The sequence below is a fragment of the Brevundimonas sp. genome (assembly GCF_030704825.1).
Lineage (GTDB): Bacteria > Pseudomonadota > Alphaproteobacteria > Caulobacterales > Caulobacteraceae > Brevundimonas.
Genome location: NZ_JAUYNX010000014.1, coordinates 487318 through 507815, shown reverse-complemented (window position 1 = coordinate 507815; position 20498 = coordinate 487318). Strand labels below are relative to the sequence as shown.

The following is a 20498-nucleotide window of genomic DNA, read 5'->3' as shown; positions in this document are numbered from 1 at the left end:
CGGCAAGCGCCTGCTGCGACCAGCCCCTCGCGGTCCGAAACTTCAAAATGCTTTTCCCCAAGCGGGCCTTCCAATCCATACCGCATGGGTCGTCCGTCCCGCCAACTTGGAAAAGGTGCTATACAGCTGGCAATATACTGCCCTCTCCTCATGCGCTTTTGACCTGCATCGCCGATCGTCCAATCGCGCAATCCGGTCCTATATGGCCAGACCGGCGTCCCGTCCCGCCACGACCTGCGCCAACCCGTTTGCCATCGGCTCCAGCGCAATCCGGCTCCCCACCCTCGCGGTCTCGCCCGCCCTCACTCGCGCATAGTGCTCGATCCCACCCACATCCCGCACGACCACGAACGGCGACGTCCCCGCTTCGTCGTGAAACCCAGTCTTCACCACCACCCCGCGCACCCGCTCCGCCCCCAAGGGCCGCACCTCCCTCGCCCCCTCCAGCCGTCGCTGGTTCAGTGTCCGGATGATGTCGCGACGCACCTGCAGCGTCCGCAGCTTCGTCTCCATCTCTCCGTCGAGCTGGTAACGCCGTCCCGTCCTCACCGCGAAACCCAGCCCCTCCAGATGGCGCAGCCGTCCCCGGGTCAGCGCCGCCCAGGCGTCGTTCACCCCCACGCCGTCCTCGACCGTCCGGTTCACGTCCACCGCCGCCAGCAGCCGCCGGTCGAACCCCGTGAACCGGTCCGCCTCCGTCTCTCTCCAGATGCGCCGTTCCGCCTCCACCCGCGACAGGTCCCCGAGCCGCTCCTGCGCCACCTCCTGCGCCCGCGCCCGGAAGCCGTAGCCGATGTAGTCGCGCGGGATGATCAGGTCCCGTCCGTCCCCTCGCCGCCCCCGCACGAGCACATGGGCGTGCGGCTGATCGGTGTCGTAATGGCAGGTCGCCACCCACTTCAGATCCGGTTCTCCCAGATCCGCCGACACCCGCCCCATGACCTCGCGGACATAGCCCTTCAGGTCGCCGATCCGGTCGCCATGCTCTGGCGAGATGATGAAGCGGAAATGGTGCCGGTCCGCGCTCCAGCCCCCGGTCTCGACCGCCGGCCGGACCCCGTCCGTCTCCCGGTCGAAGAACGCCGGCCGTGCCCCCTCCACCCCGGCCCCCGATCGTCCGAGATAGCTCACATGAGCCGCCAGGGCCGCCGCCCGATCGGCGCCCTTGCCGATATGGCGGGACACCAGCGCCTTGACGATGACCCGCTGACGAACGTCCAGGCGAAAGGCCCGGCCCGAGCGTCCCTGCGCCGCCCTGAGCACCCCGGACCGGTCCCCCAGGGCGAAGGCCCGCGCGCTCGCCAGTCGTCGCAACAGGCCGGTGCGGACGTTCACCCGATCGGGTTTGAGGGACAGCGGCAGACGGACCTGGACCGCCTCCGGCTCCTGACCGCTGCCCGCCGACAGACGCGACTGGATGGCTTCACGGATCAGCATTCGACGCCTCCGATCAGGCCGCCGACTCCGCCCAGGACCGACAACTCACCGCAAGTCGTCCAACACCCTCAAGCGCGCCGCTAACCTGCTGACAGACTACGAAAAACCGGGACCGCCGAACACCCTCTTTTATCTTGCCCTAAGCCCCGTTTCCCAGTTTTCCGAACACCGCCGTCATAGGTTCGCACATCGGACCAAACCTCATCATCGCGTCCCCGGTCCATCGCCTGGTCGTCCCCGAGGCGCCGTCTTCGATCGCGCGAACGCCCCGGACGACAAACAAAAACCCGCCCGGCCGAAGCCGAGCGGGTCGTTGATGGCAGTCTCGATCGATCAGGCCGCGCGCGCCCGGATGGGGACATGCCGCAGCCCGGATTCCATCGCCTTCTGTCCGAGGTTGAGCGCCGGTCCGAACGGCCGCTGGTCCGCCCGCGCCCGATCCACCGAATGCACCAGGGTGAGGCAGACCTCAGGCTCGAGCGCGATCAGTTCGTCGTTCGCCCGGAAGGGAGCCGCCTTGCCGTGGGTGTCGAAATCCGCCCGGGCGAGGATCAGCTTCACCCCCTTCTGCTGGGCCCATTTGATCGCCAGCTTCTCGGAGCCCTTCGCCCCGGTCGTCGCCAGGGCCATGTCGGGCCACTCCTGTTTCGCCCAGTTCAGGGCGTCGAAGATCCGCCCGGCGTCTTCCGGGGTATCCGCGGTCGGAGCGCCTCTGAAGGCGATCACCGGACCGCCCGGATCCGCCTCTCCGGATTTCCGGTTGCGGATCGCCCGGATCGCCTGTTTCGCCTCCAGCTGGGCGGCCGTCAGATGGGTGCCGCGCCGGCTGCCGCGCCAGGCCGTCCAGACCTCTCCGGTCGCGACCGTCCAGGTTTGCGACGCCGCGTCCCGGATCAGTTCGCAGGCCTGCGTCGCCGCATCGCCTGCCCGGGCTTTGGCCGTGGCGTCCTGCAGTTCGACGTCGGCCGCTTCCGATCCGTCGAAGTCCCGGTCGAGCGATCGCATCGTATCGCGCGCCCTATCCGCGTCGCGTTCGATCCGCCCGGCGGCCGAATGGAAGGCGCCGATCAGGGCTTCTCCCAGGATCGTCTGGTAGTCCTCGAGCGCGGTGTCGGAGATCACGTCCAGAAGCTCGGTCATGATCGCGCGCCCGAGCTGGGCCAGGGCGTCGTCCGTCGGAAGCGGACCGCCTTCCTCGATGGAGGCTGACAGGTTGCCCAGGGCGGAGTCGGAGGTCGGGGTGAAGGCGGAGGATGAGGTGTTGAAGCGGGTCATTGGACCAGTCCTTGAGACTGTCGAGCGCCCCATGCGCAACGACCCCGGTTTTGGCCACAGCGGGGTCCCCGGCAGTCACCGGAGCGGGCGGCCGCTTGGCCGTCCGTGGAGGGGAACGGCGCAGCCGTTGACTTCCGGGGTGCTGTGACAAAATCGGAGGGCGTTGTGTGGGGGCAAGTCCTCGCCCGCCTTCGGGCGAGGACACAACTCGGCGCCGTCGCGCCGATACGGACAAAGACGCATCGGTTCGCTTGCCGGCGACGGCGCGCCGTCGCCCATCCGGGACCGGTGTGCTGGAAGGCGGCGGACCCCGTCCGCCGCGCACGTGGACGAGTCCCCGGCTCTTGAAGCTCGTCCCTGCCTTCGCGGGGGCGCCGAAAGCAGACCAACGGCGGCCTCGGGTGTCGAGGCCGCCGTGATGGCGCCGGACTGGGGAGTTCAGCAACGCGGCGTCTCAGTCCAGACCCGCGAGGGCCATCAGACTCTCGGCGCTCTGGCGGACGGGACGGTAGCCGATCTCCGCATGCGCGGCGCAGAAGGCCCCCCTCGCGATCCGCCTGCCGCACAGGGCGAAGCCGGGGTCTCCGGGATCGCCGTAGGGCCAGCGGCAATCGCGCCGACGCACGGACAGGATGGTCGCCGTCCCATGAGACGGCGCATCCACCCGGCGCGGTGGGCACGACGCCGGACCCGGCGGCGGCGCGGGCCGGGCCGGCCAGGGCCGACGCGCGACCGGGGGCGCGGCGAGGCCGGCGGACCTTGAGGCCGGCGGCCGAGCGGCCGACAGGCCCAGGCGATAGACCTTGCCCAGGACCGCGCTTCTTGTGAGGCCGTGATCCAGATCGCGCGCGATCTGTGCGGCGCTACGGCCTTCGAGCCAGAGGGTCTTGAGACGACCGACGCGGTCGTCGGTCCAGGCGGAGGCGGTCATGGCGGAACTCCGGTGTCAGCGAGCCCAATCGGCTCGCCCGCGCCCGGCCTCGCTTCATCCTCCCGGTCCCCACACAGAAACGGCCCGACGCTCGCGCGCCGGGCCGTTCCGCCTTTCGCCGACGGATCAGAACGGGATGTTGTCGTTCAGATCGTATCCGCTCGCCGGCTCCTGCACCTGCCGGTCGGCGGCGCCGTCGTCCGCCGACGGCCGGTCGCGCCGGTTCTTCAGACGAATGTCGCCGACGATCAGACGCAGATCGTAGTGTTCGACCCCGTCCTTGCCGGTCCAGGTGTCGTTCTCGACGTGGCCCTGGATCACGACCCGGCTGCCCTTGCGGGCGAACGGCTCGATATATTTCCCGGCCGTGGCCTCGTTGAAGCAGATGCAGTTGAAGCCGGTGGTGCGCTCGCCCGGCGTGCCGTCGGCGCGCCGGAAGCGGGTGGTCTCCAGCACGCGGAAGCTCGCGCGCTTCTTGCCCGAGCCCTGGGCCGACAGGATGGACGGGTCGGCGGCCAGATAGCCTTCGAGGGTGAGGGTTTGCATGGTCAGTCTCCTGAAGATGGGATTCGGTTGAGGATCAGGCGGCGGCGCGATCGGTTTCGCGGGCGTCGACGGTGTCGGGGTCGCGGGCCTCGGCCCAGTCGAGGACGGTGAGCCGGTTCACCACCAGTTCCTTGGCGGTGCGTTCGGTCCCGTCCTTGGCGGCGTAGGCCGTGTCGATGAAGGCGCCGACGACGACGGCTTCGCAGCCTTGGGCCAGTCCGCGGGCGATAACCTTCTCGTTGAGCCCCTTCGACCAACTGACGCAATTGACCCCGACGAGCCGGTCCTTGCCGGCGGCATCGACGCCGCGCTTTTCGAGCAGCCGGAACACCGCCTTGGCAAAGTCCGGGCTGATCTGGGGGTCGGCCGCCAACCGGCCGGTGAACACCATGGTCTGCATGTCAGTCTCCTGTTGATCCGAAGCGCCGGGGAGCCGATCTCCCCAATGCCGCTTCACCCGGGACCTCCCTTCCTCCGTCCTCTCCTGCCCGGACGGGGCCTCCGCCCCGCCCGGCGCATGTCTCAGGCGGCCGCTCCGTCGAGGACGGTCTGGACGGGATGGCGGCGCAGCACCGCCTCCACCACCTCAGGCCGATCCGTCGGCGCGAACACCCGGGGCGTAAAGGCGATGATCTCGACGAAGCACCCGAGCGCGACCAGGGCGTCGCGGTCCGTCCGCCCACCGACCACCTCGATCCGCCAGCGGTCCATGACCCGCGACCGCTTGAGCCACAGGCCGCCTTCCAGCGAGAGCTGGACGTTGCGATCCAGCAAGGTGGCGGCGGTCCTCGCCCCGTCCGACCACGCCTCGCCGACATCGGTCAGGCCGAGGCTCGCCTTGAGGCTCCGGGCCTGGACCTGGTCCAGCACACGCCCCAGCCAGCGCCGGCCGTCCGGCGCCCTGACCCGACGCACAGAACAGCCGCGCGCGGGCATCCGACCCCAGATCGGCAGCAGCAGACCGGTCGCGAGCGTGAGCTCGCGCGTCCGCCAGGGGTCGGCTCCCGCCACCTCCTCATCCCAGACGCGGCGCCATTCGTCGGTCGCCGCGGGCTTCCAGGCCGATTCCTCGAAGGTCCTCTCCGGCAGGGTCTGACGTCCATCCGGCCGGACCAGGCGAACGGCGGCGACCAGCCGGTCCTCGTCCGTGGCGGTGGTCAGGCCGAGTTCGGCGACCGCCGCCCGGCCGGATTTGGCGTTTACGACCAGCTGATGGGCGACGTCGGCGGCCCGGGCCAGCGCGTCATGGGAGAGCAGGATGTCGCGACGAACCCTGAGCGAGAAGGTGACCAGGGCGGTTTCAGCGCCGGTCGAGACATCGGTCCGGATGGTTTCCTGGTGCAGAACCGCCAGTTCCTCCGCCTCGATGTCTTCAAGTCCACGGTCCAGATCCCCCGACGCGGCGGCGCGCTCAAGGATGCCCGAGAGAATGCGGTCGAAGTCCTCGAACAAGGCGTTCTGGTCGGCGATCCTGAGCGCCAGCAGGCGGTTGAGGAAGGTGTGGATCGGCGGCAGGTCGTCGGACGGCTTGAGTCCGCCGTCGGCGTCGAGCAGCTTGAGACCCGTCCTGGTCATGAAGGTCTGGAGCGTCATCGCAGCGAGTTCACCGAACGCCAGGGCCCCGTAGAAGACCAGCAGGGCCCGGCGCGCCCATGGGCTTTCCAGATTGTCCTCGGCCCGGAAGAGGCCCGCCCCGGCCGTTCGGCGCTCGCCGCGCGTGAGCGCGCCGAGCGTGTCCAGACGGCGGGCGATGGTCGAGGTGAAGCGTTTTTCGCCCTGGATGTCCGTCGTGACCGGCCGGAACAGCGGGGCCGAGGCCTGGTGGGTGCGGTGGCTGCGACCCAGCCCCTGGATGGCGGCGTCGGCCCGCCAGCCCGGTTCGACCAGATAGTGGACCCGGCGCTGCCGGTTCGCCGCCGACAGGTCCGCGTGATAGCTGCGTCCGGTGCCTCCGGCGTCGGAGAAGATCAGCACCCGCTTGCGGCCGCTCATGAAGGCGTCGGTCTCGGCGCGCGCCGCCGAGGCGCCGCGCCGTTCCACCAGCCTGCGTCCGTCGCGCACGACCACCCGCCGGGACCGCCCGGTGATCTCGGCGACGGCGTCCGCGCCGAGGGCCTCCAACAGGGCGTCGAGCACCCCCGGCACGGCGGGCAGGCAGGCCATCTGTTCGATCAGGCTCTCGCGCCGGGCCAGCGCCTCCTGGCTGACGGCCGGACGGCCGTCGTCCATGACCGGAACCAGGGTGACCTCGCCGCTCTCCCCCTCGACCGCCTCCATCAGGTGGATCGGGAATGCCTCGCGCAGGTAGTCGAGGACATATTCACGCGGGGTCATGTCTATCGAAAGGTTGTTCCATTCCTCGGGCGGGACGGACGCCAGCCGCCGCTCCATCACCGCCTCATTGGTCGAGACGATCTGGACCACGGCCGAGCGATCGTGGCCCAGATCCTCCCGGATCGACGCCACCAGGCTCGGCGCCTTCAGCCCCGCGAGCAGATGGCCGAAGAAGCGCAGCTTGGCGCCCTCGAAGGCGGAATGGGCCGCCGACGCGGCCTGGCCGCTCCTGGGCTTGCCCGTCTCGTCGTTGACGCCGACGGCCTTCAAGGCCTCGGCGAGATTGGCGTGGATCAGCTGGAAGGCGTCGGCCCAGGCGTCCCAGATCGCGATGTCGTCGGACGTCAGGGGATGGACCAGCGGCTGGTATTCGACCCCTTCGAACGACAGGCTCCGCGCCACATAGAGGCCGAGCGCCTTGAGTTCGCGCGCCACCAGCTCCATCGCCGCCACCCCGCCCCGGTCCATGGCGTCCAGGAAATCCGCCCGCGACATGAAGGGCGCCTCCGGCCCGCCCCACAGGCCCAGCCGGGCGGCATAGGCCAGGTTCTCGGCGGTGGTGGCGCCGGTCGCCGAGACATAGAGGACCCGCGCATCGGGCAGTCGGTTCTGCAGCGCCAGACCGGCCATCCCCTGCAGCGACGCCTTCTTCGTTCCCCGCGCGCCCTTGCCGCCACCCGCGGCGTTGGCCATCGCATGGGCCTCGTCGAAGGCGATGACGCCGTCGAAATCCGCGCCGAGCCAGGCGATGATCTGGTCGAGCCGCGATTGACGGGCGCCCCGCGCCGGTTGGCGAAGCGTCGCATAGGTCGTGAACAGAATGCCCCGGTCGAGCCGGATGGCGTCCCCCTGTTTCCAGCTCGAAAGGGGCACGATGTCATGAGCGCCGCCGCCGATCGCCGCCCAGTCGCGCCGCGCGTCCTCCAGCAAGGCGTCGTTCCGTGACAGCCATAGCGCGCGCACCCGGCCCTGGCTCATGTTGTCGGCGATGACGGCGGCGATCTGGCGGCCTTTGCCGCAGCCGGTGCCATCGCCCAGGAAGAAGCCGCGCCGCAGCTGGACGGCGTCCTCCTGGTCCTCGGGCGCGAGCACCATATGGTGGGGCGCCGTGTCCAGCCGCCACTGTCCGGGCAGATGCGCGGCGTGGGCCTCGCCGGCGTAGATGACCATCTCGGTCTGGGCGTCCGAGATCCAGCCCTGGTCGCGCATGGCCGGAGGGAGGACCGGTCGATAGGTCGGCGCCGGCGGCGCCACCGAGGCCATGGGCCCGGACTCGACCAGAGGCGACGGATGCAGGCGGGGCTCGGGCAGAACGATCCGCCCCAGGGCGTGGGCCTGGTATAGCCCGACATCGCGACCCTCCCCCGTCCAGGCGCGAACCTCATAGGTCAGGGCCGCAGCCCCACCCAGAAAGGCCAGCCGGCCGGAGGGCAAGGCCAGGCCTCGCGCGCGTGGTCCCAGCAGGGCGTCTATCGTCACCGGCAGGCGCGTTCGCGGCCTGGCGCCGATCCGCGGCGAAATCGCCCCTGTCATCCGGGCCGCGCTCTGCAGGTCATCAGCGCTCTGGAGCGGCGCGGCGCCCGCGGGACCTTCGGCGCGGTCGATCACCAGCAGACCGGTCTCAACGGAGGTCCCATGTCTGGCGAAACCGCCGGACGGCAAGGCGATGCGGCTCACGACGGCGCCGACCTCGCAGAGGCGGCGAAGCAGCGCGGCGTCCGTCAGGGCGTTCAGGGGGACGATCGCGGCCAACCGGCCATGGTCGGCCAGGGCCTTCAGGGCCGCCGTCAGATGGGCGGCCAGGTTCGAGAACGGCGGATTGCACACCACCACGTCGAATTCGCCCGAGCCCGCGGACAGGTCATGGATATGGCGTCCGTCGTGGCGCGTCCGGTCCGCGCCCGGAAAGAGCCCGTCGAGGAGGTCGGCCCGACCGGTCGCGAGCTCGTTCAGGCTCAGCAGCCCACCGCAGGCCTCCGCGACCGAGGCGATGAGGCCCGTTCCGGCCGAGGGCTCGAGGACGCGGTCGCCGGGACGCACCTGGGCGGCCAGGACGGCGAGCGCGGCCAGATGAGGCGGCGTCGAGAATTGATCGAACGCGACCTGCGCCTCGCTGCGCCGGGACTGGGTCAGCCCGAGCGCCGAGACGGCCGCCAGCAGGGCGGTGATCTCCGCCGGCGCATCTTCCAGGCGGCCGACCTGGGGCGCGAGACGCCGGACCTGCAGGACCGTCGCCGCCTCTATCGCGTCATAGGCGTCGCGCCAGGCCCAGACGCCCTCGGCGTCGGACCCGCCGAACGCGGTCGTCATGATGGCGGCGACGAGCTTGCGGTCGAGCGGACGGGACCGCGCCAGATGCGCCGCCAGCGCCCGGGCGGCAGCGAGGATATTGGCGGCGGCATCGCCGGCGGCCGGATCGGCGAACAGGGACAGGTTGGGGGTCGAGGACATGGCGAAGGCTCCGGCAGCCTGGAGCGGAGGGCGCCTCCCTCCCGGTCCTGCAGGCTCGCCTCGCCCCGCCCTTTCCTCGCCTTTTCCGCGCCAGGGATTCGCACGACTACGCCGCCCCGGCTGAGCCGGGGCGGCGTCCGTCAGGAAGACTGGCGGTCAGGCGGCGGCGGGATCGAGCGCGGCCTCACCGGCCGGGGTGACGGCGAACGCCCCGACCCCGTCGTCGTCGAACGCAGGGTCTTGCTCGTCGATGGGCCGGTCGTCAGCTTCGTCGGCATCGTCCTGCGGCGAGCCCGCCCAGGACAGGCCGGCCGGCGCCCAGGTCCGCGACGCCGCCTGTTCGGCGACCCAGTCGACCAATTCGGCCTTCTTCAGCGACCTGGCGCGGTCGTCCTCGGCCCCCATGGCCTCGAGCATCCCCAGCAGCAGCCCCTTGGAGTGAAGCTGAAGGAAGGGCGCGTCAGGCGTCCAGTGCAGGGTGATGTCCGCCGCGCAGAGCGCGGCCAGTTCAGCCGCTTCCGCGCGGGCGCTGCGCCGGATCAGGGTCGTGCGTTCCTCGCGGACGTCGAGGCTGATCGCGGTCAGTTCGGCCAGCAGACCCATCTTCTCGCCATGCGGCAGCGCATGAACCCAGGCGATGACGGTCTCGCCCGAAGCCTGCCAGGTCGCGCGGCGATCGTCGAGCCGCTGGCGCACCTCTCCGTCCAGGGGTTCGATCACCCGCCCGCCGGCCGGATTGAAGCCGGTGGCGAGGATGGCCAGAGCCGAGTCCGGGCGCGCCACATGGGTGCGCAGCACCAGAACGGTGAACAGGCGCGCGATCAGGGCGGTCAGGGCGGCGCCCGGGTCATCGGCCAGGGCGCGGATCAGTCCCCGCGTCGCGACGTCGGTGCGCACGCCGTGCAGGGCATGGTTGACGCCGTCGATCTCCGGCACGGGCGTCGCCACTTCGGGAGGAACATAGGCCGGCGGCGCGGACGCCTGGTCCGGTGAACCGCTCCCGGTCGAACCGTCCTCCTCGATCTCGGGTTCCTCGGGCGTGTAGCAGCGAACGTCGACGCCCGTGCCGGCGGCGGGCCACATCACCATGGTCGTCACCACCCGCCCGCCGCAGCCGGTCTGGTCCGCCGTCACCCGGGCGCGGATCATGGCGATGATGGCGGCATCCAGGGTCTCGGGGTCGCCCGCCTCCGAGAGAATCCGCCGGGCCGCCTCCGCCCGTTCATTGAACACCTCCCGCTGGGCCCGGTAGCGCGCCATGTCTTCAGCCGGAAGCTGGCCGCCATAGACATAGCCCAGCGCTTCCAGGTCGTCGGGCAGCTCCGGCTCGGGTCCGGCGGTGACATGCACCGCGATCCCCTCGGTCTCGAACACGGCGGCGATGCCGCGCGCCCGTCGGATCCACAGGTCGGTCAGGATGTCCGGATCGAGCAACACCGGCGCCAGCTCCCCGAACAGATCCGCCTCGGTGCGGCCGCCCGCTTCGCCATAGCGGACCGAATCCACAAGGGCGCAGCGGCGGTCCCGGGCGGTGACCCGCCCTTCGTCGAGCCGTTCCGTGATGCGCCAGTCCTGGAATCCATGCCCGTCCAGCGCCGCCTCGGCGAGCTCGGCCTGTTCCGCCTTGTCCGGCAGACGGGCCAGCAGCTTGGCCTGTTTGAGGGTCATGCGCCCGGCCTTCAGGGCCGCGAGGGCGGCCGGGGGTAGTCCGGCCAGGGCGGCCAAGCGCTTGACGTCGACCTCGGCGTAACCGAGGGCCCGGGCGATCACGGACACCGTCAGCCTGGATTTCAGCATCCGGCCGATGGCGGCGATGATATCGGCGACATGGACGGGCACGGCCGTGTTGGTCAACAGGACGGCCGCCGCCTGGCGAGCCGGATCGGTCTCGACATAGACCGTGACCGGGTAGGTCTCGTCGATCTCCCCCGCGTCCAGCAGCAAGCCCAGGGCCAGGCGACGACGGCGGCCGTCCAATGCCATCCAGGGCTCCTCTTTTCTGCCGCGGCCGGGGCGGACGGTGAGGCGCTGCAGCTGGCCGGCGGCCTTCATCGTGGCGGCCAGGGTCGGGATGTCGTCATCCGGCGGCTCATTGAATCGCAGATTCTCGCGGGCGATGCCGATGTCGCCGAGGCGGACGGTGCGTTCGTCGCGCGCGACGACGACCGCGGGCATGCTGACAGGAACAAGGTCGGTCATGGGGACTCTCCTGCCGGGCATCGGGGCCCATCCCCGCCGCTCCGGCGCCCATCAAGACCCTCGCTCCTCTCCTTTCGCCGCGGCGACGGCCACCTCGTTCCAGTCGCCGAACGGCGGGTCTGGAAGGACGATACGGACCTCCAGACCGCCGGGCACGAGGCGGCGTCGAAGCCGCGCCGCGCAGCCCTCGCCCGCGGCTCCCCGGTCGGCGGCGATCAGCACGCGGCGCACCCGCGCGGGCGGCGTCCAGGCCGCGAGGTTGTTCGCCGCCATCAGGGCCCAACCCGGAAGTTGGAAGCGGTCCATGGCGCACAGGGTCGTGACAACGCCTTCCCCGACCAGCATCTCCGCAGCCGCCGAAGCCAGGCGAACGGCGGCGCCGGCCGGAACCAGACCGACCGTCTTTCGCGTCAGTCGCAGGCCCGAGGCGAGACGCCCGTTCCGGTCCAGATAGGTCAGCTCCACCGCCGTCAGCCGGTCCTCTCTGTCGCTGATCCGCGCGATCAGGGCGGGGCGACCCCGGCCGCTGGGTCGGTAGACAGAGATCGGCGTTTCCGGATGGAAGCCGAGGTTCGACGCGGCGGCGACGGCTTGAACGGCGCGCCGATGCAGGTAGCGATCGGCGGGGCCGCCCCCATCCAGCCCCCGACAACCGGCCCAGAGATCCGAGGCCGTCTGGAGACGAAGACGAGGATCGGGCCTTGGGACCGGCGGACCCGGCGGCCCACCGCCGGTCAATCGGCCGGCGACGTCGATGAAGCCCCGGTCGTGCAACTGATCGCGGACGGTCCTCCAGTCCGACCCGCCGAAGCCGTGAATGACGACCCGGTTGTCGGTCAGCAGCAGCGAGACCGAACGATCCTGCGCGCTATGGCCGGGCGCGGGGACATTGGCGCGCCGTCCGCCGGAATAGAGATCGCCGCCCAGGGCGGCGACGATGCCGTGCAATGTCATGGTCGACTCAGCTCAGGCCCTGGTCCCGGCGGGCGTCGCGACACGCGCGGTGGCCGGCGAAGGGCCGATGACGCCCGGCGCGCTCTGCTGGCCGTGAAACGGGTTGCGGTCATCGCGGGCTCCTCGGGGCTCGCCGCGCCATCGCGGCAACCCGACCCGCCCTCCCTTCCCCATTGCCCTGGCGCCCGTAGACGCGCCCCGCGCCGTTCCCCGACGATGCGGTCTGTGACCGAATCTTCTTGCGAATGAGAATGTGTCTCATTATGCCCGCTTCCGACATCGACTCGGGAAACGACAGATCTCATGCGCCTCCTTCTGACCTCGACAGCCATCCTCCTGACGTGCCCGGTCGCCGCCATGGCGCAGGAACCGGCGTCCGAGTTGGAGCCCATCATCGTCACCGGGCAGGCTCGCGGCTACATCGCGATCGACTCGGTGACCGCGACCAAGACCGACACCCCTCTCATCGACGTGCCCCAAAGCATCAACGTCGTGACGCGCGCACAGCTGGACGATCAGGGAATGCACAGCCTCGGCGACGTCCTCCGCTATGTGCCCGGCGCGACCGTCGGCCAGGGCGAGGGCAATCGCGACCAGATCACCTTGCGGGGACAGAACACCACGGCTGACTTCTTCCTCGACGGCGTGCGTGATGACACGCAGTATTTCCGGGGCCTGTATAATCTCGAACGGGTCGAGGTGCTGAGGGGTCCCTACGCCCTGATCTTCGGGCGCGGGGGCGGCGGCGGCATCGTCAACAGGGTCCAGAAGACCCCAAGCGCTGGCGGCGCCTTCGCGACCGGCCGGCTCAGCGCCAACAGCTTCGGCGCCTGGGACGTGTCGGCGGATGTCAACGCGCCCATCGGCGACAGGGCGGCGTTCCGCATCAACGCCATCTACGAGAACCTCGGCAACCACCGCGACCACTACGATGGCGAACGGTACGCCGTGAATCCCTATCTGGCCGCAGAGCTCGGCGGGGGGTGGCGCGCCGGCCTGTCCTGGGAATACGTCAACGATGACCGCGTCGTCGATCGCGGAATCCCCTCATTGGCCGGAGCTCCGTTGACCGGCTACCGCGATCAGTTTTTCGGCGTGCCCGGGATCAACCGGACCACGCTCGACGCCCATATCATCAAGCTGCGGGTAGACGGCGACCTCGCGGACAATATCCGAGCTTCGACCACTGTGCTGTATGGCGACTACGACAAGGTCTACACCAACGTCTTCGCCAATGGCCCCGCCACCTCTCAGCGCGGGATCGTCCCGCTGGCCGCCTATACCGATCCCACCACGCGCCAGAACCTGCTTGTCCAGAGCAACCTGGTCTGGGACGTGACCACGGGCTGGATGACTCACAAGATCCTGTTCGGCCTCGAATACGGGGACCAGCAATCCGCGAACCAGCGCCGTAACGGTGTCCTGTCAAACCCGACCTTCAATCTGGCCGATCCGGTGTTTCCGACCGTCACCTTCCCGGCGCTCAGCCGCGACACGGTCTCGAACGTCGGAACCGTCTCCGCCTATGTCCAGGATCAGATCAGGCTCGGCGACCATTTCGAGCTCGTCGCCGGGATCCGGTACGACCGTTTCGACATCACAGGCGTCGATCTCCAGCCCAACCCCGACCGCCCCTTCGAGCGGGCCGATGACAAGGTCTCGCCGCGCCTGGGCCTGATCTACAAGCCCCGATCGAACGTCTCGATCTACGGCAGTTACAGCCAGTCCTTCCTGCCGCGATCAGGCGATCAATTCCTGACCCTGTCGGTGACACAGCAGAACCTCGAGCCCGAAGAATTCACCAACCACGAGGTCGGCGCCAAATGGGCCATCCGTCCCGATCTCAACGTCACGGCCGCCGTGTTCCGGCTGGACCGCACCAATGCGACGACGCCCGATCCCCTCAACCCGACGGTCACCATCAATGTCGGCGAGACACGGACAGAGGGCGTGGAACTGGCTGTCACCGGGCGACTGCGGCCAGGCTGGCAGATCAGCGGCGGCTATTCCTGGCAGGACGCCCGCCTGCAGGGCAATGACTCGGTCCGTCTGGCCCAGACCCCGAAACAGCAGTTCAGCCTATGGAACCGCTATGACGTCAGCCGCCGGCTGGGTATCGGTCTGGGAGTCATACATCAGGCCAGCCAGTTCGCGGCGATCCGGACCGCGCCGTCCACGACGCGGTTGCCGGCCTTCACCCGCGTCGACGCCGCCGTGTTCTACGAGGTCAACGACACCGTCCAGTTGCAGCTTAATATCGAGAATCTGTTCGACACGACCTATTTCCCGGACGCGCACAACAACGCCAACATCTCGACCGGAGCTCCGCTGAACGCCCGGTTGACCCTGAGCACGCGGTTCTAGCCGGCGCGAATTGACAGAGTCTCCACGCGATCCGGGCCCTCAGAAAGTGCTTTTCGGCGCTTGATGGCTGCTAGCGCCCTCCATGCCGGAGGCATCTTCGGCACGACCGTGGGCAAGCATCGACAGGCGGGGCTCGGTGAGAATGCCTCCTGATCAAGCCCTCAGATCAGGCCGAGGGCCTTGAAGCTGGCCGTGCCTTCCCGGCCGACAACGAGGTGGTCATGGACCTGCAGATTAAAGACCCGCGCCGCCTCGACGATCTGTCGCGTCATCTGGATATCGGCCTGCGACGGCGTCGGGTCGCCGGAGGGATGATTGTGGACCAGGATCAAGGCGGACGCCGACAACTCCAGGGCCCGGCGAATCACTTCGCGCGGATAGACGGGAGCGTGATCCACCGTTCCGTCCGCCGTCATTTCATCCCGAAGCAGGATATTCCGCCGATCCAGAAAAAGGGTCCGGAACTGCTCGCGCGGCTCGTGAGCGAGCGCCGCCCGCACATAGGCCACCAGCGCGGTCCAGGACGTGATGACCGGGCGGCGGCTGGCTTCGGCGCGCGCAAGACGGACCGCGAACTCGCGCAGAAGCGTCAGCTCGGCCCGGAGGGCGGACCCGGCGCTGGACGCCTGGGCCAGTTCGCCGGGCGCCGCGCCGGCGACGCCGCCGAGGCTCCCGAACCGTTCGAGCAAGGCCGCGGCGAGCCGCGCAGGGTCCGTCTCCGGGTCCATCCTCTCCAGTATCAGGGCCAGCAAAGTCTGATCGTCCAGCGCCGCATGGACGAGGGTCGGCGACGCGGGGCGGCGCCCGCGTGGTTCGGGGGCCGGCGCCCGGATCAGGGTCGGGGTCGGGGTCGGGGTCGGGGTCGGTCTCATGGCGGTCTCCTTCTCCGCTCCACCACGGAGCGCCCGCCGTCCGGCCTTCCTTTCTCTCCCTGTCGGGCTTGTCCCCGGCCCGGCGCCGCGCCACCCTGGGCCGATGAAATGGCTTCTGATCACCGCCGGACTCCTGCTGGCGCCGGCCGTCGCCCGGGCCGATCCGTGCGAGGGCCGGCTGCCCGCTCGCGCCGGGGAAGCCTTTGAGGGGATCGTGCGCTACGTCGGCGACGGCGACAGTCTGTGCGTGGGTGACGCCGTCGACCCGGCCGCCTGGATCGAGGTGCGCCTTTCGGACTTCGACGCCCCCGAACTGCACAGCGCCACCGGCCGCGCGGACCGTGACCGCCTGGCTCGCCTCGTCGCCCGCCGCCGGCTCGATTGCGTCGCGGTTCGGGGCCGGAACGGCCGGGTCATCGTCCACGACCGCGTGATCGCCTCCTGCAGGCTGAACGGACGTCGGGTCGGCGACCTCCTCCGCGCCGCCGGGGGCCGGGAGGGTGGAAACTAAGGCCCCGGTCTCCGGTCGCCCGGAGGGGACCGTTCCGCGGATAGACAACCTGTCGAACCCGGGTGGCGCGGCGTGGAGCAGCTCCCGCCTCACCGCGTGGGTGGTCAGGAAAGGCTGGGCTGCTGCGTGGGCTGCGCCAGATCACGCCAAGCCGTCAGTCGTGAACATCTCCGGCTCAATTGGCCGATTGTGCAGAGGCCGGGCTCTGCTTCGATGCGGCCTCTGTGCGGCGCCGGTGCTGGACAAGGAGGTCGAGGAGCTCGCCTTGGCCACGGCCCGCTACAGGGTGCATGCGTCTGTTCACCTTCCCGCCGACCAAGTCGTCGAGATGCCAGCGGGGCGACGGCGCGGGCCGTCGGCGCTTCAAGCGGCCGGGCGATCAGAGGCCCTTCACTCGGCGCATGACGGCGGTCGCCGGCGAATTGCGCCAATCCGGCTCCGTCCCGGATCTCAAGCTGCGGACGGAGCCGGTCTGGCGCGCCGGATCGCCGTTCTCAGCTCAGGCCTTCGCCTCGGCCGGCGCGTGATGGTGCCGCTGTTGGGCCGCGTGACCTTCATGGCCGGCGCAGGTGCCATGATGAACCTGCAAGTCGCTGGGCGCGGCTGACTTCAGCAACACCTGAACGCGCTTGACCTCTTCCGGCGCGCCGTGGGCCAGGACCAGGAATTTGTCCGCCTTGACTGCTTCCTGGTAGCGGATGACCGAGTCCTTCGGGATGCCGATGCCAGCCAAGGCGCCTGCGAGAGCGCTTACGCCGCCGACCAGGAGCGCGCCCTCGACGGCGCCCAGAAGCATGGCGGCGAGATGCCCCAGCACGACCACGGGACCGATCAGCGGCACTGTCATGAAAACGCCGCCCACGAAGAGGCCCCATAGGCCGCCCCAGAAAGCGCCGTTCGCGCCCCAGAGCTTGATTCGATCGCCGACGTTGTAGAAGCCGATCACCTTCTCGTCGCTGTGATAGCCTTTACCGATGATGGTGAGCTGCCGAACTGGAAAGTCCGAGCGGCCGATTTCACGGACCGCTTCCTCGGCTTCGGCATGGTTGTCAAACACCGCGACAGCAACATTTTCTTCGCTCATGGCTCCGCCCTTTGATCTTGCTGTCCGACCCTCTTGGTCCTGACCGGGACAAGACGCGCACGGTCCGGCGGCATTACATGATCCCGGCCAGTCAGCTTAGACAAGCAACCGGCGCTCCTCGTCGATCATGTAGTCACGCGTGGGCGGGGAAGCCTTGATGCTTCGCGTGAGCTGAATCTGGAACACCGTCATATTGCCGCCCCTGAACGCCGCCTCGCAGGCTGCAAGGTAAAACTCCCACATCCGACAGAAGCGCTCGTCGTAAATCTCGGCCGCGCGGGCCCGATGAGCCCGAAACCGCTCGGACCAGCACCGAAGGGTCTCGGCGTAGTGGAGCGGCAGGAGTTCCACATCAGTCACGCGGAGCCCGCTAGGTTCGATCGCGGTGAACACTTCCGACAATGCCGGGCAGTAACCGCCGGGAAAGATATATTTTTCGATCCACGGGTCACAACCCGACGGCGGACCCGTTCTGCCGATCGCGTGGATGACGGCGAGCCCGTCCGGCGCCAGCAATCGATGTACGATATCGAAGAACTCGCCATAGTGCGTCGGGCCGACATGTTCGAACATCCCGACCGACACGATCCTGTCGTAGACCCCGGTCTCATGACGGTAGTCGCGAAGGTGAAACCGCACGTGCGGCTCCAGGCCGCCGTCCGCCACACGGGCGGTGGCGACCTTGAACTGTTCCTGTGAGAGCGTCAGACCATCGACTTCGACGCCGTGCCGGCTCGCCAACTCAAGCGCCAGGCCACCCCAACCACTTCCTATATCGAGCACGCGGGCGCCGGTCTCCAGACGCAGCTTCGCGGCGATGTGACGCTTCTTCTTGGCCTGGGCCAGTTCAAGACTTTCGTCGCCATCCTGGAAATAGGCGCAGGAGTACTGCAGGTCGGGGTCGAGGAAGAGGCGATAGAGTTCCTCGGAGAGGTCATAGTGGTGGGCGACATTGGCCCGAGCCCGGTCGACCGGGTTGGGCCGTTGGGGCTTCTGGGACGGCTTGGCGGATCCACGCGCCGCGAGAGACGATTTGGCGAAATCGCTGGCGATAGAAACACCCATCATCAGGAAGTCGCGCAGGGAACCCTGTTCCAGGACAAGCGTGCCGTCCATATAGGCTTCACCCACGCCCAGCATGGGATCGGCCAGGACGCGTCCCGGGATTCGGGGATCCGTGAGCCGGATGCTCGCCGTTGGCGTGTCGGCCGGGCCGAAGACATGCCGCTGTCCCCAGGGATCGACAACCACGAGCGAGCCCTGCCGTACGGCGCGACCGAGCGCCGTGGCGAGAAGTTGGAAGGCGGTGCGGTCGGGCAGAATGGACCGGAGGGCTTCCTTGATCATCAGGCTCACCGTGGTGGAGAGGGGGCGCACGGTGAGACGCCGGAGTCTGGGGGACATTACAGGCAACGCGGTTTGCGAACCAAACCCAACGTTGAAGCCCATGCCTTGCTATTTTGCGCTCAGGGGCACGGCACGGGCGTGTCACCCCCGACATGTAATGGAAGGACCGCCGCGGCGTCCCTTGTAGTGATTGGAGCGTTCCTCCCAGTCGTCGCGTGAACGGAGGGTCTCGTGTCTGCGCTGCGTTCACTCGCGTTTGGCGGCCTGTGGGGACTCTGGACCGCGCTTTTTGGTCTGGCGATCCCGCTCGTATCGATCGCCGGGTCCCCGCCGACGGCGGTGCGAATGCTGTCGCGGGTCTGGGCCCGCGGCGTTCTGGCCCTGCTGGCTGGCGTCGTCGGATTGCGGCATCGGGAGCGGGGCCGGGAGCACGTTCATCCTGTGCCGGGCCTGATTGTCTCCAACCATCAATCGACCTGGGAAACCCTGGCGGCCCTGATCCTGTTTCCTGATGTTGCGATTGTGGCCAAGCGGGAACTCCTGCGTATCCCGGTGATGGGCTGGTACCTGAGGCACTCGCCCATGATCCTGATCGATCGGGCATCGGCGGCCGCCGCCCTCCGGGAGATGACATTGCAAAGTCGGGCGGCCCTGGCGCTCGGACGCCCCGTGCTGATCTTTCCGGAAGGCACCCGCAAGGCGGTCGGCGAACCGATCGAATTCCGGCGTGGTGTGGAGTTTCTCTACAAGGCGCTCGGCGTCCCAACCCTCCCCGTTGTCCTGGATTCGGGGCGCTTCTGGGGTCTCGGCGGCCTTCCCGAACGGTCAGGGGTCATCACCGTGTCGCTCCTGGAGCCGATCAACCCCGGCCTCAGCGCAAAGGATTTCACCCGGACGGCGCAAGCCGCCATGCAAGCCGAGGTCGGTGCGATCGAGAAGCGGCGAATGGCCATGCCCGGTTTGTCGGCGGGTTGGCTCGCTTCTCCTCAAATGCCGGAGCTCCGTCCATGAAGATCGCCCAGGTCACGCCGCTGTATGAGGCCGTGCCGCCGAAGCTGTACGGCGGCACCGAGCGGGTCGTCGCCCACCTGACCGACGCTCTGGTCGATCTGGGCCACGACGTCACCCTGTTCGCCTCGGCCGACGCCGAGACGCGCGCGCGGCTCATCCCCGTACGCGATCAGGCGATCCGGCTGGATCCGGCGCCGTTCAAGTCGGACCTGGCCGCACACATGACCATGCTGTCGGAGGTGCTGAAGCGCGCCGACGACTTCGACGTCATCCACTTCCACACCGACATGATCCACTTCCCGATGTTCGAGCGGTACGCCGATCGGGCCCTCACCACCCTGCACGGGCGCCTGGACATGAAGGATATCGGCGGCGTCTACGAGCGCTGGCCGCAGTTCGGCCTCGTCTCGATCTCGGACGACCAGCGACGCCCCCTGCCCTTCGCCAACTGGAAGGCGACCGTGCATCACGGCATACCATCCGACCTCTACGCTTTCGCGCCGAAGTCGTCGGGCTATCTGGCCTTCCTCGGCCGCATCTCACCGGAGAAGCGCCCCGACCGGGCCATTCAGATCGCTGCAGCCCTGAACAAACCGCTCAAGATCGCGGCCAAGGTCGATGCGGCGGACAAGGTCTATTGGGAGACCGTCATCAAGCCGATGGTCGACGCCAGTCCGCTGATCGAGTTCATCGGCGAGATCGGCGACCACCAGAAGTCGGCCTTCCTTGGCGGGGCCGAGGCCCTGCTGTTCCCCATCGACTGGCCCGAACCCTTCGGCCTGGTGATGATCGAAGCCATGGCCTGCGGCACGCCGGTCGTCGCGTTCCGCTGCGGTTCGACTTCCGAGGTGATCCAGGACGGCGAGACCGGCTTTCTGGTCGACACGCTTGATGAGGCCGTCGCGGCTGCCGGCCGGGCGCATCTGCTGGACCGCGCGGTGATCCGCGCCCGGTTCGACCTGCGGTTCTCGGCCACGGCCATGGCGAGGCGCTATCTGGACGTCTATGGCGACCTGTCGGCGCAACGGCCTTTTGCCGAACAAGCGATCGACGGCTGTTCGGCGCGCCGGCATGAGCCGTTGAGCTTCGCAGTCTTGGCCTGAGATAAGCCGGCCAGTATCGCTCTTGCCCGGTCCGGCGCTCCGGCCAGAAGTCATGACCGGCGCGCCGGATCATGCGGTT

15 protein-coding genes are annotated in these 20498 nt (G+C 68.9%); 4 read left to right on the top strand and 11 right to left on the bottom strand.

Annotated features, from left to right (window positions below; genetic code table 11):
• Positions 1-198: 198 nt before the first annotated feature.
• From Q8Q71_RS07820 to Q8Q71_RS07785, 8 genes are all read right to left on the bottom strand, one after another.
• The gene (locus tag Q8Q71_RS07820) at positions 199-1437 is read right to left on the bottom strand and encodes a DUF3363 domain-containing protein (protein WP_305759010.1); all 1239 of its coding nucleotides are present in this window, start codon (positions 1435-1437) and stop codon (positions 199-201) included.
• A 333-nt stretch (positions 1438-1770) separates the two neighbouring features.
• Positions 1771-2712, bottom strand: a complete 942-nt coding sequence (locus Q8Q71_RS07815; protein ID WP_305759009.1) for a DUF2493 domain-containing protein — start codon at positions 2710-2712, stop codon at positions 1771-1773.
• A 454-nt stretch (positions 2713-3166) separates the two neighbouring features.
• Entirely contained in the window at positions 3167-3643 is a 477-nt protein-coding gene (locus tag Q8Q71_RS07810; protein ID WP_292062229.1) for a GcrA family cell cycle regulator, read from the bottom strand.
• Between the two features lie 126 nt (positions 3644-3769).
• Positions 3770-4189 (bottom strand): single-stranded DNA-binding protein, encoded by a 420-nt coding sequence (locus Q8Q71_RS07805; protein WP_305759008.1) that lies wholly within the window; start codon positions 4187-4189, stop codon positions 3770-3772.
• Between the two features lie 34 nt (positions 4190-4223).
• Entirely contained in the window at positions 4224-4580 is a 357-nt protein-coding gene (locus Q8Q71_RS07800; protein WP_305759007.1) for a hypothetical protein, read from the bottom strand.
• Positions 4581-4711: 131 nt separating this feature from the next.
• Complete coding sequence (locus Q8Q71_RS07795) at positions 4712-8974, bottom strand: strawberry notch family protein (protein WP_305759006.1); 4263 nt, start codon at positions 8972-8974, stop codon at positions 4712-4714.
• A gap of 156 nt (positions 8975-9130) precedes the next feature.
• On the bottom strand, positions 9131-11173 hold the full coding sequence (locus Q8Q71_RS07790) for a ParB N-terminal domain-containing protein (RefSeq protein WP_305759005.1): 2043 nt from the start codon (positions 11171-11173) through the stop codon (positions 9131-9133).
• Positions 11174-11224: 51 nt separating this feature from the next.
• Positions 11225-12127, bottom strand: a complete 903-nt coding sequence (locus Q8Q71_RS07785) for a toprim domain-containing protein (protein WP_154726856.1) — start codon at positions 12125-12127, stop codon at positions 11225-11227.
• Between the two features lie 303 nt (positions 12128-12430).
• Here Q8Q71_RS07785 and Q8Q71_RS07780 point away from each other — a divergent pair, with 303 nt between their 5' ends.
• Positions 12431-14491, top strand: coding sequence for a TonB-dependent siderophore receptor (locus Q8Q71_RS07780; protein WP_305759004.1), 2061 nt, complete (start codon positions 12431-12433; stop codon positions 14489-14491).
• Between the two features lie 161 nt (positions 14492-14652).
• Here Q8Q71_RS07780 and radC read toward each other — a convergent pair whose 3' ends face one another.
• Positions 14653-15363: a DNA repair protein RadC gene (radC, locus tag Q8Q71_RS07775; RefSeq protein ID WP_292129805.1), complete on the bottom strand. Its 711-nt coding sequence runs from the start codon at positions 15361-15363 to the stop codon at positions 14653-14655.
• 103 nt (positions 15364-15466) lie between these two features.
• Here radC and Q8Q71_RS07770 point away from each other — a divergent pair, with 103 nt between their 5' ends.
• Positions 15467-15874 (top strand): nuclease, encoded by a 408-nt coding sequence (locus Q8Q71_RS07770; RefSeq protein WP_154726936.1) that lies wholly within the window; start codon positions 15467-15469, stop codon positions 15872-15874.
• A gap of 499 nt (positions 15875-16373) precedes the next feature.
• Here the strand turns inward: Q8Q71_RS07770 and Q8Q71_RS07765 are convergent, their stop codons facing one another.
• Both Q8Q71_RS07765 and Q8Q71_RS07760 read right to left on the bottom strand, forming a co-directional pair.
• On the bottom strand, positions 16374-16958 hold the full coding sequence (locus Q8Q71_RS07765; protein ID WP_154726937.1) for a general stress protein: 585 nt from the start codon (positions 16956-16958) through the stop codon (positions 16374-16376).
• 96 nt (positions 16959-17054) lie between these two features.
• Positions 17055-18335 (bottom strand): cyclopropane-fatty-acyl-phospholipid synthase family protein, encoded by a 1281-nt coding sequence (locus Q8Q71_RS07760; protein ID WP_305759003.1) that lies wholly within the window; start codon positions 18333-18335, stop codon positions 17055-17057.
• Positions 18336-18536: 201 nt separating this feature from the next.
• On the opposite strand from Q8Q71_RS07760, the gene Q8Q71_RS07755 reads away from it, so the two are divergent.
• Together Q8Q71_RS07755 and Q8Q71_RS07750 are read left to right on the top strand one after the other, a co-directional pair.
• A complete protein-coding gene (locus tag Q8Q71_RS07755; protein ID WP_305759002.1) occupies positions 18537-19316 on the top strand; it encodes a 1-acyl-sn-glycerol-3-phosphate acyltransferase in 780 nt (259 codons plus the stop codon).
• Complete coding sequence (locus tag Q8Q71_RS07750; protein WP_305759001.1) at positions 19313-20419, top strand: glycosyltransferase family 4 protein; 1107 nt, start codon at positions 19313-19315, stop codon at positions 20417-20419. Before Q8Q71_RS07755 ends, Q8Q71_RS07750 begins: the two co-directional genes overlap by 4 nt.
• Positions 20420-20498: the final 79 nt, after the last annotated feature.